Below are 15,041 nucleotides of genomic sequence, written 5' to 3' on the forward strand. Positions count from 1 at the left end.
TTGAAGAGGTGCTACCGACCCCAGAATACCGGCGTAAAGATGACGAGCACGGTGAGAATTTCGAGCCGGCCCAGGAGCATGGCGAGCGCCATGATCCATTTGGCGGTGTCCGAGAGCGATGCGAAATTGCCGACCGGGCCGACAATCGGCCCAAGGCCCGGGCCGACATTCGTCAGGCCGGAAAGCGCCGCCGAAACGGCCGTCACGAGATCGAGCCCGGTGGCCGCCAGCATGAGAATGATGACCGCCCAGATGACGAGAAAGGCCGACATGAAAAGCACCACCGCGCGCTGCAGATCGTCGTCCACGGGGCGGTCGCCATAGCGGACGGTCAGCACGGTGTTGGGGTAGACGAAGCGCCGCAGGCCATTTGCCATAAGTTCGAACAGGATAAGGAACCGGTAGGCCTTGATGCCGCCGGTCGTGGAGCCCGAGCACCCGCCCAGGAACATTGCCACGAACGCCGCCGCCAGCGCGAACGGCCCCCACGCGCCATAGTCCTCGCTGGCATAGCCGGTGGTCGTGATGATGGAGACGAAATTGAACGCCGAGTGGGTGAGCGCATCGAAGAACGGCCTTTCGTCCACCACGCGCAGATAGATCGCCACGACGATCACGAACACGACTACATAGCCGGCGAAGACCCTGATCTGGGGATCGCGCAGCGCGTCGAGCCGGCCGCGCAGGGCGAACAGGATGAGGATCGAGAAGGGCAGGGCGCCGAGAAACATGAACAGGGTTCCCACCCACAGGATCGCGGCATTGTCGGCGTAAAAGCCCATGGAGGCGTCATGGGTGGAAAAACCGGCGGTGGCCACTGTCGTCAGCGCGTGGTTGAGCGCGTCGAAGGTGGGCATTCCGGCGGCCGCATAGGCGATCGTGCAGGCCAGTGTCAGCGCCGCATAGATGCCGACCAGGCTGTAGGCGAAGGTGGAGAAACGATCGAAGGGGCGATCGTCGATGTCTGACGATTCGATCTTGAAATAGGAAACGCCGCCGACATTCAGGAACGGCAGGATGAACAGGCCGAGCGCGATCACGCCCAGCCCGCCGATCCATTGCAGGATCGAACGCCATAGAAGCAGGCCCGGCGGCAGGCCGTCGAGCCCGACGATCACGGTAGCGCCCGTGGCGGTGATGCCCGAGACCGATTCGAACATGGCGTCCGCCAACCGCATCTCCACCGACGAGGCGATCAGCGGCACTGCACCGGCGAGGCAAGCGGTGAGCCACAGCAGATTGACCACGAGAAAACCGAAACGCGACGAGATGGGCGGCTGCCGTCCCCGGGTCGCCATGGATACGGCGAGCGCGAACCCGCCCGTGAAAAAGGCCGAGAAAGCGAAAACGCGCCAGTCGTCGTTGCCGTAATAAAGATCCGCCGCCGCCGGGACGAGCATGGCGACCGAAAGATACAGCGCGAAGGCCGAAGCGATATGGATGGCGGCGCGGATTGCCAGATATTGCACGAATTGGTCTCCGTCGACGATGGTTTTGGCGTCGGCGCTTGACGTTTCCGCCCGCGATGCTGCGCGAGATTGGCGTTGCCGCTTACGATATGCAATAGCCGATGCAAAATGGAAAGACGAGCCGGCCCGGCGGAAGGAAGGTGATATGAAGCAGTTCGTCGAGCAGGTGGCCAGGGCCGAAAGCGCGTTGCGCGCTCTTTTCCCCGAGACGCCGCTGCAGGAAAACGACTACCTGTCGAAGAAGACGGGCGCCCGCGTCTTCCTCAAACGCGAGGACCTGACGCCGGTGCGCTCCTACAAGCTGCGCGGCGCCTTCAACTTCATGCGCAAGGCGCTGGCCGCCAAGCCTGACCTGCCGAGCTTCGTCTGCGCGTCGGCCGGAAATCACGCCCAGGGTTTCGCCTTCGTCTGCCGGCACTTCTCCAAGAAGGGTGTCGTCTTCATGCCGGTAACGACGCCGCAGCAGAAGATCGACAAGACGCGCCTGTTCGGCGGCCCGTTCATCGAGGTGCGGCTGATCGGCGATTTTTTCGACGAATGCTACCGTGCCGCCGCCGCCCATGCCGAGGCCGAGGGCACGCTGATGGTGCCGCCCTTCGACCACGCCGACATCATCGAGGGCCAGGCCACGGTCGCCCGGGAAATCGCGGACCAGATCGGCAGCGACCTTGAGCGGGCGCTGGTTGTCCTGCCGGTCGGCGGCGGTGGGCTCGCGGCGGGCGTCACCGGCTATCTCGGCACCATCGGGGCGGGCTGCGACTTCATCTTCGCCGAACCGGCCGGCGCGCCCAGCCTGCACAGGAGCCTGGAGACCGGCAAACGGGCAAAGCTCGAAGCGGTCGACAATTTCGTGGATGGGGCGGCAGTCGCCGAAATCGGCCGCGAACCCTTCCGCCGTCTCAAGGGCTTTTCGGCCGATAAGGTGCACCTCGTGCCCGAAAACCGCCTCTGTGCCACGATGGTGGAGATGCTGAACATCGAGGGCGTGGTGCTGGAGCCTGCCGGAGCCCTCGCCATCGACACGCTGAAGGACTTTTCCCGCAAGGAATTGAAGGGGCGTACGGTGATCGCCGTCGTTTCCGGCGGCAATTTCGATTTCGAGCGCCTGCCCGATGTGAAGGAGCGCGCGCTGCGCTTCGAGGGGCTGAAGAAATATTTCATCTTCCGGTTTCCACAGCGGCCGGGCGCGCTGCGCGACTTTCTCGATCTCCTGGGTCCCGACGACGACATCACGCGCTTCGAATATCTCAAGAAATCCGCCCGCAATTTCGGTTCGGTGCTGATCGGCCTTGAAACCAAGGACAGCAAGAACTTTCCTAAGCTCATGCGCCGCTTCGACGAAGCCGGCTGGGCCTATCAGGACATCACCGAGAACGACATCATCGCGAGCCTGCTGATATGAGCGAAGCCACCCGATATATCGTCCTGTTCCGCGGCGTCGGCGGCAAGACGCAGCTGCCCGTGGCCAGGCTGCGCGCCGTGCTGGAGGCGGATGGGTTCCGCGGCGTGAAGACCTACATCAACAGCGGCAATGCCGTCCTGGCCTCGGCTCTCGGCGAGAGTGCACTGGCGTTGCGCGTGGCCGGGCTGGTCCGCGCACAGATGGGCTTTGATAAAAGCGTGTTGGTGCGCAGCCTTGCCGAATGGGATGCCATGATCGCGCAGAACCCGTTTCCCGAAGCGGTGGACGAGCCGACGAAGCTCCACGTCTTCACGCTCGAACAGGAGCCGGAGGCGGACCGGATGGAGGCTCTTCGGGAGAAGGCGACGGGAACCGAGCGGTTCGCCGTTCGGGGCAGGACGCTCTATCTCCACACACCGGACGGCATGGGCAACTCGCGTTTCGCGCCGAAGATCGAGACCACGCTGAAGATCGCCATGACGGTGCGCAACTGGCGCACCATGCTGGCGCTCCGGGATCTGGCGGCGGCGATCGCCTGAGCGGACGTCCTACCGCGCTGCACAATTCTGTTGCTATTTTCCGCGCGCTTCTCCATATGAGGGGCGTAAGGCGCATGGGCCGGTTACCCGGCTCTCTCGATAGTTGAGACTTTTCACAGAGATTTGGTTGCGTCTGCCTCGCCTGAAACCGGAATTCACCGGAGGCGGGACAAGCCTTTCGGGCAATGTCCGAAGGGCGCGACAGCGCAGCCGCGCGAGGCCCCACGGCCCGCCGCCTTGTCGTTCAAGATAGATATGGTCATGGCAGGTTGCGCCCTGCCGCGAATTGCTGCGGACCCTTGCTGACTTAGTAGAGTCGGCGGCCGCATGAGAAAGAAGAACGATTTGAACAACGATAACGATACGAAGCAGCTGAGTTTCACCGATCTGGGCATTACCGGCGTCCTCCTGAGCGCTGCCAATGCGGCCGGCATGGACATTCCGAAGCCGATCCAGGAGCAGGCCATCCCGCCATTCCTGGCAGGCAAGGATATATTGGGCGTGGCCCAGACCGGCTCGGGCAAGACGGCGGCCTTCGCGCTGCCGATTCTGTCGCGCATCGCCGGCCTCGGCAACAAGCGCCGTCCACGCACGGCACGCGCGCTGATTCTGGCGCCCACCCGCGAACTGGCGGTGCAGATCGAGACCGTGATCCGCGGGCTTGCCAAGACCTCGCATATTTCGACCGCGCTGGTGCTGGGCGGCGTTTCGCGCCACAGCCAGGTCAAGAAGATCGCGCCGGGCGTCGACATACTGATCGCCACTCCGGGCCGGTTGACCGACCTGGTGCGTGAGGGCGACGTCCTCCTGTCGGACACGACCTGGCTCGTGCTCGACGAGGCCGATCGCATGCTGGACATGGGCTTCATCAACGATGTGCGCCGCATTGCCAAGGCCACGCACCCGGCACGTCAGACCGCGCTTTTCTCCGCCACCATGCCCGACGAGATCGCCAAGCTGGCAGCCAGCCTGCTGCGTGAGCCGGTCCGCGTCGAGGTCGCCCGCCAGGGCACCACGGCGGCCGAAATCCGCCAGAGCGTGATCCTCGCCCGCACCAAGCAGAAGCGCAAATACCTGTCCGATATCCTGGCAAACGACGCCATGCGGCAGGTGATCGTGTTCGCCCGTACCAAGCACGGCGCCGACCGTGTGACGCGCGATCTGGAGCGCGACGGCTTCAACGCCGCCGTTATCCACGGCAACAAGTCCCAGAACGCCCGTCAGCGCGCGCTGAACGGCTTCCGTGACGGTTCGGTGCGCATTCTCGTGGCGACCGACATCGCCGCGCGCGGCATCGACGTTCCCGGCATCACCCATGTCGTGAATTTCGACCTTCCAGACGAAGCCGAAAGCTATGTGCACCGCATCGGCCGCACGGGCCGCAATGGTGCGGATGGCGAGGCGATAACTCTGTGCGATCCGACCGAAGCTTCGAAGCTGCGTCAGGTCGAGCGCATCATCCGCATGCGCCTGCCGGTCGCCGCCGACATCACCGCGCAGCCCGATCCGGCCCGCCCCGCCAATCAGGGCACCCGGAGCGACGACCGTCAGCCGGCAAATGATGAGGCCGCAAGGCCCAATCGCGGCAGGGCGCCGAACAGGGGACGGCCCCAGGGCGATGGCGGCAAGCCGCAGAACGGCAAGTACCGCCGCCGCGGATCTTCCCAGGGCCAGCGCGGCCGGGCCGCTTAGGACCGCGAGGTTTCCGACGCCTGCAAATCCCTCCCCGCAAAAGGGGAGGGGTTAACACTACAGTCGCGTTTTACCGCCGCCCCTCTGTCCCCAATACCAGGCTGGCCGTCCGGCCTCTGCCATGTGGCTCAATTGCCCGCCGGGTAGCCATGCGATAGAGGGTTTGCGCCGTCCGTCGGCAATCTGCCGGCATGAGCATGGGAGGACGATTGATGGCAGGCATAGCGGCGCTGGCGGCCGCCTACATTCTTTCCCAGTTCTATCGTTCGTTTCTGGCCGTGCTGACCCCGGCACTCACCGTGGAGCTCGGGGCGACGAAGGCCGAGCTTTCGGCGGCCTCCGGCATCTGGTTCGCCGTCTTCGCCCTTGCGCAATTCGCCGTCGGCATATCGCTCGACCGTTACGGCCCGCGCCGGACGGCTGCCGTCCTGCTCGGCGCCTGCGGTGGCGGAGGCGCCGTGCTTTTCGCCCTCTCGACAGTGCCGTGGATGATCATCGCCGCCATGGCCTTGATCGGGCTTGGCTGTGCGCCCGTACTGATGGCTTCCGTCTTCATTTTTGCCAAAACCTATTCCTCGGCGCGGCTGGCCATCCTGACGTCCTGGCTCGTCGGCTTCGGAACGCTGGGCAATGTCGTGGGCGCGGCTCCGCTCGCGGCGGCGGCCGAAGCCTTTGGCTGGCGCGAGGTCATGATGGGTCTTGCGGCCATCACCCTCGCCGTTGCGCTGGCCATCTACACCCTTGTGCGCGATCCGGAGACTTCCGTCGAGGAAACGGCCGCAAATACCGGATTCGCCGGCTATCTGGAGCTTTTCAAGCTGAGATTACTGTGGCCCCTGCTGCCGCTGATCGCCCTCAACTATGCCGCCGCCGCCGGCATTCGCGGCCTGTGGGCAGGTCCCTATCTTGCCGATGTCTATGGTGCCGAGGCGTTGCTGATCGGTCAGGTCACGCTGTTCATGGCGCTGGCCATGGTCGCCGGCTCCTTCGTCTACGGTCCGATGGACCAGATATTCGGCACGCGCAAATGGGTCGCCGTAACAGGCAATACGCTCAGCCTGTCGGCGTTGTCGTGGCTGGCATTCTTTCCCATGACGAGCATTTCCCAGACAACGGTGCTGTTCGTTGTCGTCGGCATATGCGGGGGCAGCTATGGCTTGCTGATGGCGCATGGGCGGGCATTCGTGCCGGCTCATCTTACCGGGCGCGGCGTGACGCTGTTGAATTTCTTCTCCATCGGGGGAGCCGGCCTGATGCAGTTCGCAACCGGCGCGGTGGTCACCGTCGGCACCGTGGAGGGGGAGCCCGTGGCCGCCTATCGCAACCTGTTCATCTTCTATGCCGGTATGCTGGCTGCCAGCCTGCTCATCTATCTGTTTGCGCGCGATGCGCGTCCGGCCGAATCTCAGCCAGCGGTACGACCCCTCCGGCAGGAGTAGCCAGACGGTTCGCCCGGATATGTGGAGAGGGGCGTTTGCGCTGCCGCCAGCCGGTCAGCCGCATCAGGATCGCGAAACGCCATTCCTGCGGCAGGAGATTGAGTGCCGCCACGCTCCAGGCCAGACGCCGCGGGAAGGCGGTAGCAAAACCTCCCGTCCTGAGCGCGGATGAAAAGCGGGCGGCGGCCCTGTGGGCATCGATCAGCGCCGGCCGCGGAAACGGGTGTCGGGCCGTCAGCGGCGTGTCGACGAAGCCCGGATTGACGATCTGGATGCGGATGTTCAGCCGCTCGAAATCGAAGCGCAGGCATTCGGAGAGATTGTTGAGCGCGGCTTTCGACGCGCCGTAGGCCGCGGCTGAGGGCAGGCCGATATGGGTCGTCAGCGATCCCATGATCGCGATGTGGCCGAATCCGCGCGACCGCATCCGGTGGGAAACCGGCACGATCCCGTTGGCAACGCCCAACAGATTGGTCTCGAGTACTTCGCGAATTTTACCGGAGTCCAGATATTCGCCCCGCGTCGGCAGATACTGGCCTGCGTTGAAGACCGCCAGCGCGATAGGTCCCAGCGCCGTTTCGATATGGTCCACCATGCGCTCCATGGCGGTCACGTCGGTCACGTCGCAGGCGACGGCTGTGATCCGGCCGGGCAGGGGGCGTGCTTCCTCCGCCAGCCTTTCGAGCGCGTCGTTGGAGCGCGCGGTGGCGGCAACGTGGTATCCGCGCCCGGCAAGGTCCAACGCCAGTTCACGCCCGATGCCGCTGCCGGCTCCCGTGATCCAGGCGATTCCGTCATCTGGTCCGGCTCTGTAAAGCATGCTCGTTCCCCCGAAATGGCAATCGCCGAAGGTTGGATTCGGGTGTAAGCCCAAACCGGGCTTATGCGGGAAGAACCGTTTTCCCGCTTAACGTGCGTCAACTGAACCATTTGTCGCCTTCACCACCGCTGGCGCAAAAACACGCCTTGCATGGCGATGCGCCGGTTTTTACGTTGCACCTTCTGCAATTTGCGCTCGGCGCGACCCAGACGAGGAACATCATGCAGCCTTCGGTGATCGAAACCATCGGCAACACGCCGCTCATCCGCCTCCGCCGCGCCTCCGAGGAAACGGGCTGCGAAATCTACGGCAAGGCGGAATTCATGAATCCGGGCCAGTCGGTGAAGGATCGCGCCGGCCTTTTCATCATCCGCGACGCGGAGAAGAAGGGACTGTTGCGGCCGGGCGGGGTGATCGTCGAGGGAACCGCCGGCAACACGGGCATCGGCCTGACCGTGGTCGCCAAGGCGCTCGGCTACCGCACGGTCATCGTGATCCCGGAGACCCAGAGCCAGGAAAAGAAGGATGCGCTGCGTATCCTCGGCGCCGAACTCATCGAAGTTCCGGCCGTTCCCTACAAGAACCCCAACAATTATGTGAAAGTATCCGGAAGGCTGGCCGAGCAGTTGGCTGCGAACGACGCGAACGGCGCGATCTGGGCAAACCAGTTTGATAATGTGGCCAACCGCGATGGGCACATGGAAACCACTGCCGAGGAGATATGGGAGCAGACCGGCGGCAAGGTCGACGGCTTTGTCTCCGCTGTCGGCACAGGCGGTACGCTGGCCGGCGTCGGCGAGGGGCTGAGGCGGCACAAAGCGTCGGTCAAGGTCGCGCTGGCCGACCCGCTGGGCGCCGCCCTTTACAGCTATTACACCACCGGCGAGCTGAAATCGGAGGGAAGCTCGATCACCGAGGGCATCGGCCAGGGGCGCATTACCGCTAATCTGGACGGGTTCGAGCCGGATTTCTCATACCAGGTGCCCGACAGCGAAGCGCTGCCCATCATCTTCGACCTGATCCAGGAAGAGGGGCTCTGCCTCGGCGGCTCCACCGGCATCAACATCGCCGGCGCCAAGCGGCTGGCGCGCGAAATGGGGCCGGGGCACACCATCGTCACCATCCTGTGCGACTACGGAAACCGCTATCAGTCCAAGCTGTTCAACCCCGCCTTCCTGCGCGAGAAGGATCTGCCGGTACCCGCATGGATGGAACGCGCGCCTGACATCGCCGTGCCGTTCGAGGAGGTCGCCTGATGGCCACCGAAACCCTGTTCCGCGACGACGCATATATGCGAAGCGTCGAGGCCAGTGTGATCGGCATCAACGAGCGCGGCGGCATCATCCTCGACCGCACTGTCTTCTACGGTACCTCGGGCGGGCAGCCGGGCGATACGGGAACGCTGACCCGCGCCGACGGGCGTGTGATCCCCATTGCGGCGACGGTGTGCGGCGAGACCAAGGACGACATCATCCATGTGCCCGCCGAAGGCGCGGAGCGGCCGGAAACCGGCGAGAATCTGACGCTCGCCCTCGATTGGGAGCGGCGCTACAAGCTGATGCGCATGCACACGGCCTGCCATCTTCTCAGCGTGGTCTGCCCCTATCCCATCACAGGCGCCTCGGTGAGCGAAGAGGATTCGCGCATCGATTTCGATCTTCCGGACGCCGGCTTCACCAAAGTGGAAGTGACCGAGAAACTGACGGAACTCGTGGAGGCAGATCATCCCGTCTTCACGCGCTGGATCAGCCAGGAGGACCTTGCCGCCAACCCGTCTCTGGTGAAGTCGAAGAATGTGCGCCCGCCTTCGGGCGTCGGGCGGATCAGGCTCGTCTGCATCGGCAAGGACGCTGTCGTCGACAGCCAGCCCTGCGGGGGCACCCATGTGCTGAGGACAGGCGAGATCGGCACCATCCACATCGGAAAAATCGAGAAAAAGGGGCGCGAAAACCGTCGATTCCGGCTTCGTTTCGGCGCGTTTTCAGCTTGAATCGCCTCGTTTTCAGCTCGTTTCGGCGGCATTTTTGTCTTTTGAGGTGAGATTTCTCACCCGGTTCGGGATCAAATCATGAGTGAACAAAGCCCATTCATAGTATCGGCCGACTGGCTGGAGGAGCGGCTGCACCAGCCCGGCCTCTCCATCGTAGACGGCTCCTGGTACCTGCCTGCCCAGCGCCGCGACGCGCGCGCCGAATACGAGGCCGGCCACATTCCGGGCGCGGTTTTCTTTGACCACGACGCCGTGGTGGATCCGGATTCGAAACTGCCGCACGCCATGCCGGACCCTTTGACCTTCGAGCAGTATGCAAGTTCGATGGGCATTTCGGAGGACGATACGATCGTCGTCTATGACGGTCCCGGCTTCTTCTCCGCCCCGCGCACCTGGTGGCTGTTCCGGGTCATGGGCGCGGCGAAGGTCTACGTACTCGACGGCGGCCTGGACGGCTGGCGCGCCGAGGGCCGTCCGCTGACGGACGAACCGACCAAGATCGCGGCAAGCGTGTTCGATCCGAAGTTCGATGAGAAAAGGCTGGCCGGGCTGGACGACATGCGGCGTTTCGTCGAGAAGGGCGGCATCCAGATCGCCGACGCCCGCTCACCCGGCCGGTTCACCGGCGAGGAGCCCGAACCACGGGAAGGGATGCGCTCCGGCCACATGCCGGGCGCCGTCAACGTGCCGGCATCCTCACTGTCGAAAGACGGGCATTTGCTGCCGCCCGAGGCCCTGCGCGAAAAGCTCGAAGCGGCGGGGCTGGACCTGACCAAGCCGGTCGTGACCTCATGCGGATCCGGCGTGACCGCGGCCGTCATAACGCTGGCGCTGGAGAGCCTCGGCCACAAGGACAACCGCCTCTACGACGGCTCGTGGAGCGAATGGGGCAGCCGCGATGACACGCCCGTGGCGACGGGAAAATCATGATCGGCCAGAAGGGGGAGACGGCCGGAACGCTGCAGGCTACCGTAACGCGGCTCGAAATGACGCACCCGCCTTCGGCCTATCCCCCCGCGCCGATGGGGGAGCCGCTGGCGGTGATGCGCTGCCGGTCCATGCCGCTGCACTATTATCGCTACCTCTACGACCGGGTCGGGCGCAAATGGCACTGGACCGGCGCGTTTCATCTTTCGGACGCAGAACTCGAGGCGCAACTGAAGGATGAGAAGACCGACATCCGGGTGCTGTATCTCGACGGCGCGCCGGCCGGCTATTTCGAGATCTGCCGCTTGCGGCCGGAAGAGACGGCGCTGGTCCATTTCGGGCTGATGGAGCATGCTATCGGCCGGGGGCTGTCGCGCTGGTTTTTGGGAGAGGCGATACGCGCCGGCTGGGAAACGGGACCGCAAAAACTCTCCGTCGAGACATGCACGCTGGACCATCCCGCAGCACTCGGCCTCTACCAGAAAATGGGCTTCGAGCCGGTCCTGCGGCGCGAAGACAGCGTCCGGAAGCTTTCGCCCGCCGACCGGAAGAACGCCCTTTATCGCTGAGGCGCGGAAACGGGGGCCGGAATGGAACCGACGGTCCGATGCTTGGGGTGAGGGGGCGCTCTCAATGGCGCAGGGAACCGTTCATCGTGGCTTCAGGTCCAATATGCATTATGGCTTCCGCAGATTTGAATCATTTTCTCATTTCGGAGAGGCAAGATGTTGAATAGACGAATTCTTTTACTTTCGGCGCTGGCCGTGGCCGCATTTCCCGCGCAAGCGCCCGCCCAGGCGAAGATGCCCTCGGGGGCGCAGATCCAGCGCAGCCTGGAGGCTGCTCCGAGAATGCGCATCCAGCCGAACAATCGCGTCACCGTAGAGCAGTTCAAGCGCCGCCCCGATTTGCGTCGTGCGGCACCCTCCATCGATATTCAGGCGATCAATTTCGGCTTCGATTCGGCCGAGATACCGCCCTCCGAGTACCGCGAGGTGGAACAGATCGCGCGCGCCCTGCACGGTATCCTGCGGCGGCGCCCGGGCACGCGCATATTGCTGGAAGGCCATACCGACGCCGTCGGATCCTATGGCTACAACCAGCAGCTTTCCGAAAGGCGGGCCCGTTCGCTGCGGCGTGTCCTCGTGCGCCGGTTCGGTCTCCCTGCCTATGCGCTGGAGACGGTGGGCTATGGCGAGGAATATCTGCTCGTTCAGACGCCCTACGAAGACTGGCGCAACAGGCGCGTGACGCTGCGACGGATCGATGATTTCATCCGATAGTTCGATTGCCGGGAGCGGGAACCGAACGCAAATCCCAGAGTAATCGAAGTTGCACGAATCCGCCCGCTGATGTCCCAGTATCGGTCATGCGGGCGGGCTAGTATTCCAGTTACCGTATCGAACGAAACGTCGCCCTTATCCAGGTTGCAACCGTTGTTTGCACGATTCAACTTAGGATTTTGTTGGACCGTAACATAACTTTCCCGACCGGCAGGGCAGGCAAATCTGTTCCCGGCGCCACGCAACTGTTTGCCGTGGTCTCCGGTTGAACAGTTTCGCATCCGGCAAGGCGGGGAGGGGGTCGCGAAACCGGTTTCGGCGGGCATCAATGCAGCACGATCAGGACAGCGCCTTGAAACGGTAGTCGGTGAGACGTTCCGCTCCGCCGGCATTCCAGCTATTTCCGTTGTCCAGGCAGCTGATTCCGGTACCGCCGCACAGCATCCCTTCGTCGTGCGCAACGCGCCCTATCGATCCGTCTTCGGCCATGGTGCCCGCATTGATTTCCTATTAGTCCTGGGCGGCACGCGTTATCTGGTCGAGGCAAAAGAGCATGCGGGTCTCGGGGTCGGTGGACGAGAAGCTGGCGTTCGTTCTGCTCAATGCGCGACATAACCGGCCGGACCATGAATTCGTGCTGGTGATGGACGGGCACGGCTGGCGTCCCGAAACCCGGCGCTGGATTGCCACGATGGCGCGCGACGAGGAAGGCTTTCATGTCGTCACCCCTACCGGGCTCAAGAGCTGGCTTTTGCTGAGGCTCTGGCTTGCCCGCGAGCGGGAACAGGCTTTGACGCTGGCTTTCCCGATCGATGCAGCTATCCAGTTTCCTGGCCAGCAGGAATCGGGTGGATAGGCTCGGCCTGGTGCGCGATCCTTCTCCTGGAAGAACGGGAGAGCCGAAATGGGCCTGATCAAATTTGTTGCCATGCCGACTGAAGAAGCTCGCGCCTTCCAGAACGGAGCGCCGGATGCCTATGGCAATACGCCGGAGACAAGGGTCTCGCCCGGCACCGGTGTACCGTGCCGGCACTGTCTGAGAAACGTGGAGGCCGGCCGCAACTATCTCACCCTGTCGTATCGGCCGTTTCCGGCCTTGCAGCCTTATGCCGAAACCGGTCCGGTGTTCCTGTGCGCCGATGCATGCGAGCGGGCCGAGGAGGGCGATGTCATGCCGATGCTGTTCCGCGCTACGCCCGACTATATCCTGCGCGGCTACGGGCATGACGACCGCATCGTCTACGGCACCGGGGCTGTGACGCCGAAGAAGGACATCTGCACCTATGCGCACCAGCTTCTGCAGCGCGACGACATCGCCTATGTGCACATGCGGTCCTCGCGCAACAATTGCTATCAGGTGCGCATAGAACGGGCCTGAGCGTCCAGATCGCGCCTAGCCTTTTGCAGCAGGGTGCAGTCACTGACGGCCTTATAGGAAGATTAAGCGTCAGCACGGAGAGAAGATGGCCGCGTAATCGTTGACCGTTCAGGCATGGATCCTCGGGTCGGGGCCCGAGGATGACGAACCGTATGGTAGGATAGCGCTAACCGCCAACCTTGGTGATTCACAACGGCGCCTCAATCTTCGTCATCCTCCATATTGAAGCAACTCAAAAAAAGCCCGCCGGTGAGGGCGGGCTTTGAGGAGGGGAAGCCGTCTCTATGCGGCTACAGCCGCACGGGGCTCCGTCAACTCGTAGCCGAGCGCTTCGGCGACTGCCCGGTTGGTGATGCGCCCGCGATGGACATTGAGGCCGTTGCGCAGGTTCTGGTCGTCGGCAAGCGCCTTGAGGCCCTTGTCGGCCAGTTGCAGGCCATAGTGCAGCGTGGCGTTGTTGAGTGCATGGGCAGAGGTGACGGGCACCGCGCCCGGCATGTTCGCCACGCAGTAATGGATGATCCCGTCGACTTCGTAGGTGGGGTCGGAATGGGTGGTGGGGTGCGAGGTTTCGAAGCAGCCGCCCTGGTCGATGGCGACGTCAACGAGCACCGATCCCTTTTTCATGCCCGACAGCATTTCGCGTGTGACGAGCTTGGGTGCCGCAGCGCCGGGGATAAGCACCGCGCCGACCACCACATCGGCGGCGAAGCATTCTTCCTCGAGCGCTTCGACGGTGGAGTAGCGGGTATGGACCCGGCCGTTGAAGATGTCGTCGAGCTGGCGCAGCCGCGGGATCGAGCGGTCGAGGATCGTAACGTCCGCGCCGAGTCCGACCGCCATCTTGGCCGCGTTCAGGCCGACCACACCGCCGCCGATAATGGCAACCCTGCCGGGCAGCACGCCCGGCACGCCGCCGAGCAGCACGCCGCGCCCGCCGTTGGCCCTTTGCAGCGCCGTCGCGCCGGCCTGGATGGCAAGGCGTCCGGCCACTTCCGACATGGGGGCAAGCAGCGGCAGACCGCCGCGCTCGTCCGTCACCGTCTCATAGGCGATGGCCGTGACACCGGAATCGACCAGGCCCCTGGTCTGGTCCGGATCGGGCGCCAGATGGAGATAGGTGTAGAGAAGCTGGCCTTCGCGAAGCTGCACCCACTCGCCCGGCTGCGGCTCCTTGACCTTCACGATCATGTCCGACTTGGCGAACACGTCGCCAGCCGTCTTCGCGATTGTCGCGCCGGCAGAGCGGTAGGCGTTGTCATCGGCGCCGATGCCGGCGCCGGCGCCGGCTTCCACCAGCACCTCATGGCCATGGGCCACATATTCGCGCACGGAGCCGGACGTCAGGCCAACGCGGTATTCGTGATTCTTGATTTCCTTGGGGCAGCCGACGCGCATTCCAGAACCTCCCGGGGATTTGCGGTGAACTTTCCTGATTCAACCATAAAACGCCCGGCACGTCCTTGCGAATAGGTTTGCCATCCTGAGGCCGGTTCGCTATTTCTTGCGCCAAAGGGCGGGAATGGAGAATATTTTGCGAACAGCCGTACTCGACAGGATTGATGTCGCCATTCTCGATGCTCTTCAGCAGGACGGACGCATATCCAACGCGGCGCTGGCGGAGCGGGTCGGGCTGTCGCAATCGGCCTGCTCGCGCAGGCTCGACAATCTCGAAAAATCGGGCGTCATCAAGGGCTATCACGCCGAGCTTTCCAATGCGGCGCTGGGCCACCGCATGACGGCCATTGTGCACATATCGCTGACCGGGCAGTTCGAGAAGACGCTGAGCGAGTTCGAGGCGGCGGTCAAGCGCTGCCCGAACGTGCTCTCCTGCCATCTCATGTCCGGCGAATACGACTATATCCTGCGCATCGCCGCGCGCGACCTGGCCGACTATGAGCGGATCCACAAGGAATGGCTCACCGGCATGCCCCATGTCATAAAGATCAATTCGGCCTTCGCGCTGCGCGAGGTGATCGACCGCACGGCGACGGGAATACGGCCGGACATGGCGTGATTTGATCGTCGCGCCCCTTCGCTACCCCACCGGGGTAATCCCGGGCGCGGCGGTGAAACACGACTGGGGTGCCAGGCCCCCTGTC

Annotated in this window: 16 protein-coding genes; 12 read left to right on the forward strand and 4 right to left on the reverse strand. The window is 63.7% G+C overall.

Translation table 11 applies throughout. The annotated features are described in order from the left end of the window. Positions 1-11: 11 nt before the first annotated feature. Positions 12-1,469: a TrkH family potassium uptake protein gene (locus N1058_RS17525; RefSeq protein WP_265518898.1), complete on the reverse strand. Its 1,458-nt coding sequence runs from the start codon at positions 1,467-1,469 to the stop codon at positions 12-14. A gap of 145 nt (positions 1,470-1,614) precedes the next feature. Here N1058_RS17525 and ilvA point away from each other — a divergent pair, with 145 nt between their 5' ends. From ilvA to N1058_RS17545, 4 genes are all read left to right on the forward strand, one after another. Further along, on the forward strand, positions 1,615-2,871 hold the full coding sequence (ilvA, locus tag N1058_RS17530; protein ID WP_265518899.1) for a threonine ammonia-lyase IlvA: 1,257 nt from the start codon (positions 1,615-1,617) through the stop codon (positions 2,869-2,871). Beyond that, positions 2,868-3,410: a DUF1697 domain-containing protein gene (locus tag N1058_RS17535; RefSeq protein WP_265518900.1), complete on the forward strand. Its 543-nt coding sequence runs from the start codon at positions 2,868-2,870 to the stop codon at positions 3,408-3,410. Before ilvA ends, N1058_RS17535 begins: the two co-directional genes overlap by 4 nt. 327 nt (positions 3,411-3,737) lie before the next feature. Next, a complete protein-coding gene (locus N1058_RS17540; RefSeq protein WP_265518901.1) occupies positions 3,738-5,102 on the forward strand; it encodes a DEAD/DEAH box helicase in 1,365 nt (454 codons plus the stop codon). A 212-nt stretch (positions 5,103-5,314) separates the two neighbouring features. After that, positions 5,315-6,541 carry an MFS transporter gene (locus tag N1058_RS17545; RefSeq protein WP_265518902.1) on the forward strand — a complete coding sequence of 409 codons (1,227 nt, stop codon included), beginning with the start codon at positions 5,315-5,317 and terminating at the stop codon, positions 6,539-6,541. On the opposite strand, the gene N1058_RS17550 is transcribed toward N1058_RS17545, so the two are convergent. Next, positions 6,468-7,361 (reverse strand): SDR family NAD(P)-dependent oxidoreductase, encoded by an 894-nt coding sequence (locus N1058_RS17550; protein WP_265518903.1) that lies wholly within the window; start codon positions 7,359-7,361, stop codon positions 6,468-6,470. The genes N1058_RS17545 and N1058_RS17550 overlap by 74 nt on opposite strands. A 221-nt stretch (positions 7,362-7,582) precedes the next feature. Between N1058_RS17550 and N1058_RS17555 the strand changes: the two genes are divergently transcribed. From N1058_RS17555 to N1058_RS17575, 5 genes are all read left to right on the forward strand, one after another. Next, entirely contained in the window at positions 7,583-8,617 is a 1,035-nt protein-coding gene (locus N1058_RS17555; RefSeq protein ID WP_265518904.1) for a cysteine synthase A, read from the forward strand. Next, complete coding sequence (locus tag N1058_RS17560) at positions 8,617-9,351, forward strand: alanyl-tRNA editing protein (RefSeq protein ID WP_265518905.1); 735 nt, start codon at positions 8,617-8,619, stop codon at positions 9,349-9,351. Before N1058_RS17555 ends, N1058_RS17560 begins: the two co-directional genes overlap by 1 nt. Before the next feature lie 78 nt (positions 9,352-9,429). Continuing rightward, the gene (sseA, locus tag N1058_RS17565) at positions 9,430-10,281 is read left to right on the forward strand and encodes a 3-mercaptopyruvate sulfurtransferase (RefSeq protein WP_265518906.1); all 852 of its coding nucleotides are present in this window, start codon (positions 9,430-9,432) and stop codon (positions 10,279-10,281) included. Beyond that, complete coding sequence (locus tag N1058_RS17570; RefSeq protein WP_265518907.1) at positions 10,278-10,847, forward strand: GNAT family N-acetyltransferase; 570 nt, start codon at positions 10,278-10,280, stop codon at positions 10,845-10,847. Before sseA ends, N1058_RS17570 begins: the two co-directional genes overlap by 4 nt. Before the next feature lie 156 nt (positions 10,848-11,003). Further along, positions 11,004-11,561, forward strand: a complete 558-nt coding sequence (locus N1058_RS17575) for an OmpA family protein (RefSeq protein ID WP_265518908.1) — start codon at positions 11,004-11,006, stop codon at positions 11,559-11,561. Positions 11,562-11,900: 339 nt separating this feature from the next. Here the strand turns inward: N1058_RS17575 and N1058_RS17580 are convergent, their stop codons facing one another. Beyond that, entirely contained in the window at positions 11,901-12,050 is a 150-nt protein-coding gene (locus N1058_RS17580; protein ID WP_265518909.1) for a hypothetical protein, read from the reverse strand. Between the two features lie 64 nt (positions 12,051-12,114). On the opposite strand from N1058_RS17580, the gene N1058_RS17585 reads away from it, so the two are divergent. Then, positions 12,115-12,417, forward strand: coding sequence for a PD-(D/E)XK nuclease superfamily protein (locus tag N1058_RS17585; protein ID WP_265518910.1), 303 nt, complete (start codon positions 12,115-12,117; stop codon positions 12,415-12,417). Between the two features lie 48 nt (positions 12,418-12,465). Further along, entirely contained in the window at positions 12,466-12,939 is a 474-nt protein-coding gene (locus N1058_RS17590; RefSeq protein WP_265518911.1) for a DUF1203 domain-containing protein, read from the forward strand. A 282-nt stretch (positions 12,940-13,221) separates the two neighbouring features. Here N1058_RS17590 and ald read toward each other — a convergent pair whose 3' ends face one another. Continuing rightward, positions 13,222-14,337 (reverse strand): alanine dehydrogenase, encoded by a 1,116-nt coding sequence (gene ald, locus N1058_RS17595; protein ID WP_265518912.1) that lies wholly within the window; start codon positions 14,335-14,337, stop codon positions 13,222-13,224. 136 nt (positions 14,338-14,473) lie between these two features. On the opposite strand from ald, the gene N1058_RS17600 reads away from it, so the two are divergent. Further along, entirely contained in the window at positions 14,474-14,956 is a 483-nt protein-coding gene (locus N1058_RS17600; protein ID WP_265518913.1) for an Lrp/AsnC family transcriptional regulator, read from the forward strand. Positions 14,957-15,041 lie beyond the last annotated feature (85 nt).

Origin of the sequence: Nitratireductor luteus, from assembly GCF_026162365.1 — a bacterium.
Classification (GTDB): domain Bacteria; phylum Pseudomonadota; class Alphaproteobacteria; order Rhizobiales; family Rhizobiaceae; genus Chelativorans; species Chelativorans luteus.

What these genes read in the sequence shown, in the direction of transcription:
- ilvA (WP_265518899.1), top strand. Translation starts at nt 1,615, where the DNA reads ATGAAGCAGTTCGTCGAGCAGGTGGCCAGGGCCGAAAGCGCGTTGCGC.
- N1058_RS17535 (WP_265518900.1), top strand. Translation starts at nt 2,868, where the DNA reads ATGAGCGAAGCCACCCGATATATCGTCCTGTTCCGCGGCGTCGGCGGC.
- N1058_RS17540 (WP_265518901.1), top strand. Translation starts at nt 3,738, where the DNA reads ATGAGAAAGAAGAACGATTTGAACAACGATAACGATACGAAGCAGCTG.
- N1058_RS17545 (WP_265518902.1), top strand. Translation starts at nt 5,315, where the DNA reads ATGGCAGGCATAGCGGCGCTGGCGGCCGCCTACATTCTTTCCCAGTTC.
- N1058_RS17550 (WP_265518903.1), bottom strand. Translation starts at nt 7,361, where the DNA reads ATGCTTTACAGAGCCGGACCAGATGACGGAATCGCCTGGATCACGGGA.
- N1058_RS17555 (WP_265518904.1), top strand. Translation starts at nt 7,583, where the DNA reads ATGCAGCCTTCGGTGATCGAAACCATCGGCAACACGCCGCTCATCCGC.
- N1058_RS17560 (WP_265518905.1), top strand. Translation starts at nt 8,617, where the DNA reads ATGGCCACCGAAACCCTGTTCCGCGACGACGCATATATGCGAAGCGTC.
- sseA (WP_265518906.1), top strand. Translation starts at nt 9,430, where the DNA reads ATGAGTGAACAAAGCCCATTCATAGTATCGGCCGACTGGCTGGAGGAG.
- N1058_RS17570 (WP_265518907.1), top strand. Translation starts at nt 10,278, where the DNA reads ATGATCGGCCAGAAGGGGGAGACGGCCGGAACGCTGCAGGCTACCGTA.
- N1058_RS17575 (WP_265518908.1), top strand. Translation starts at nt 11,004, where the DNA reads ATGTTGAATAGACGAATTCTTTTACTTTCGGCGCTGGCCGTGGCCGCA.
- N1058_RS17580 (WP_265518909.1), bottom strand. Translation starts at nt 12,050, where the DNA reads ATGGCCGAAGACGGATCGATAGGGCGCGTTGCGCACGACGAAGGGATG.
- N1058_RS17585 (WP_265518910.1), top strand. Translation starts at nt 12,115, where the DNA reads ATGCGGGTCTCGGGGTCGGTGGACGAGAAGCTGGCGTTCGTTCTGCTC.
- N1058_RS17590 (WP_265518911.1), top strand. Translation starts at nt 12,466, where the DNA reads ATGGGCCTGATCAAATTTGTTGCCATGCCGACTGAAGAAGCTCGCGCC.
- ald (WP_265518912.1), bottom strand. Translation starts at nt 14,337, where the DNA reads ATGCGCGTCGGCTGCCCCAAGGAAATCAAGAATCACGAATACCGCGTT.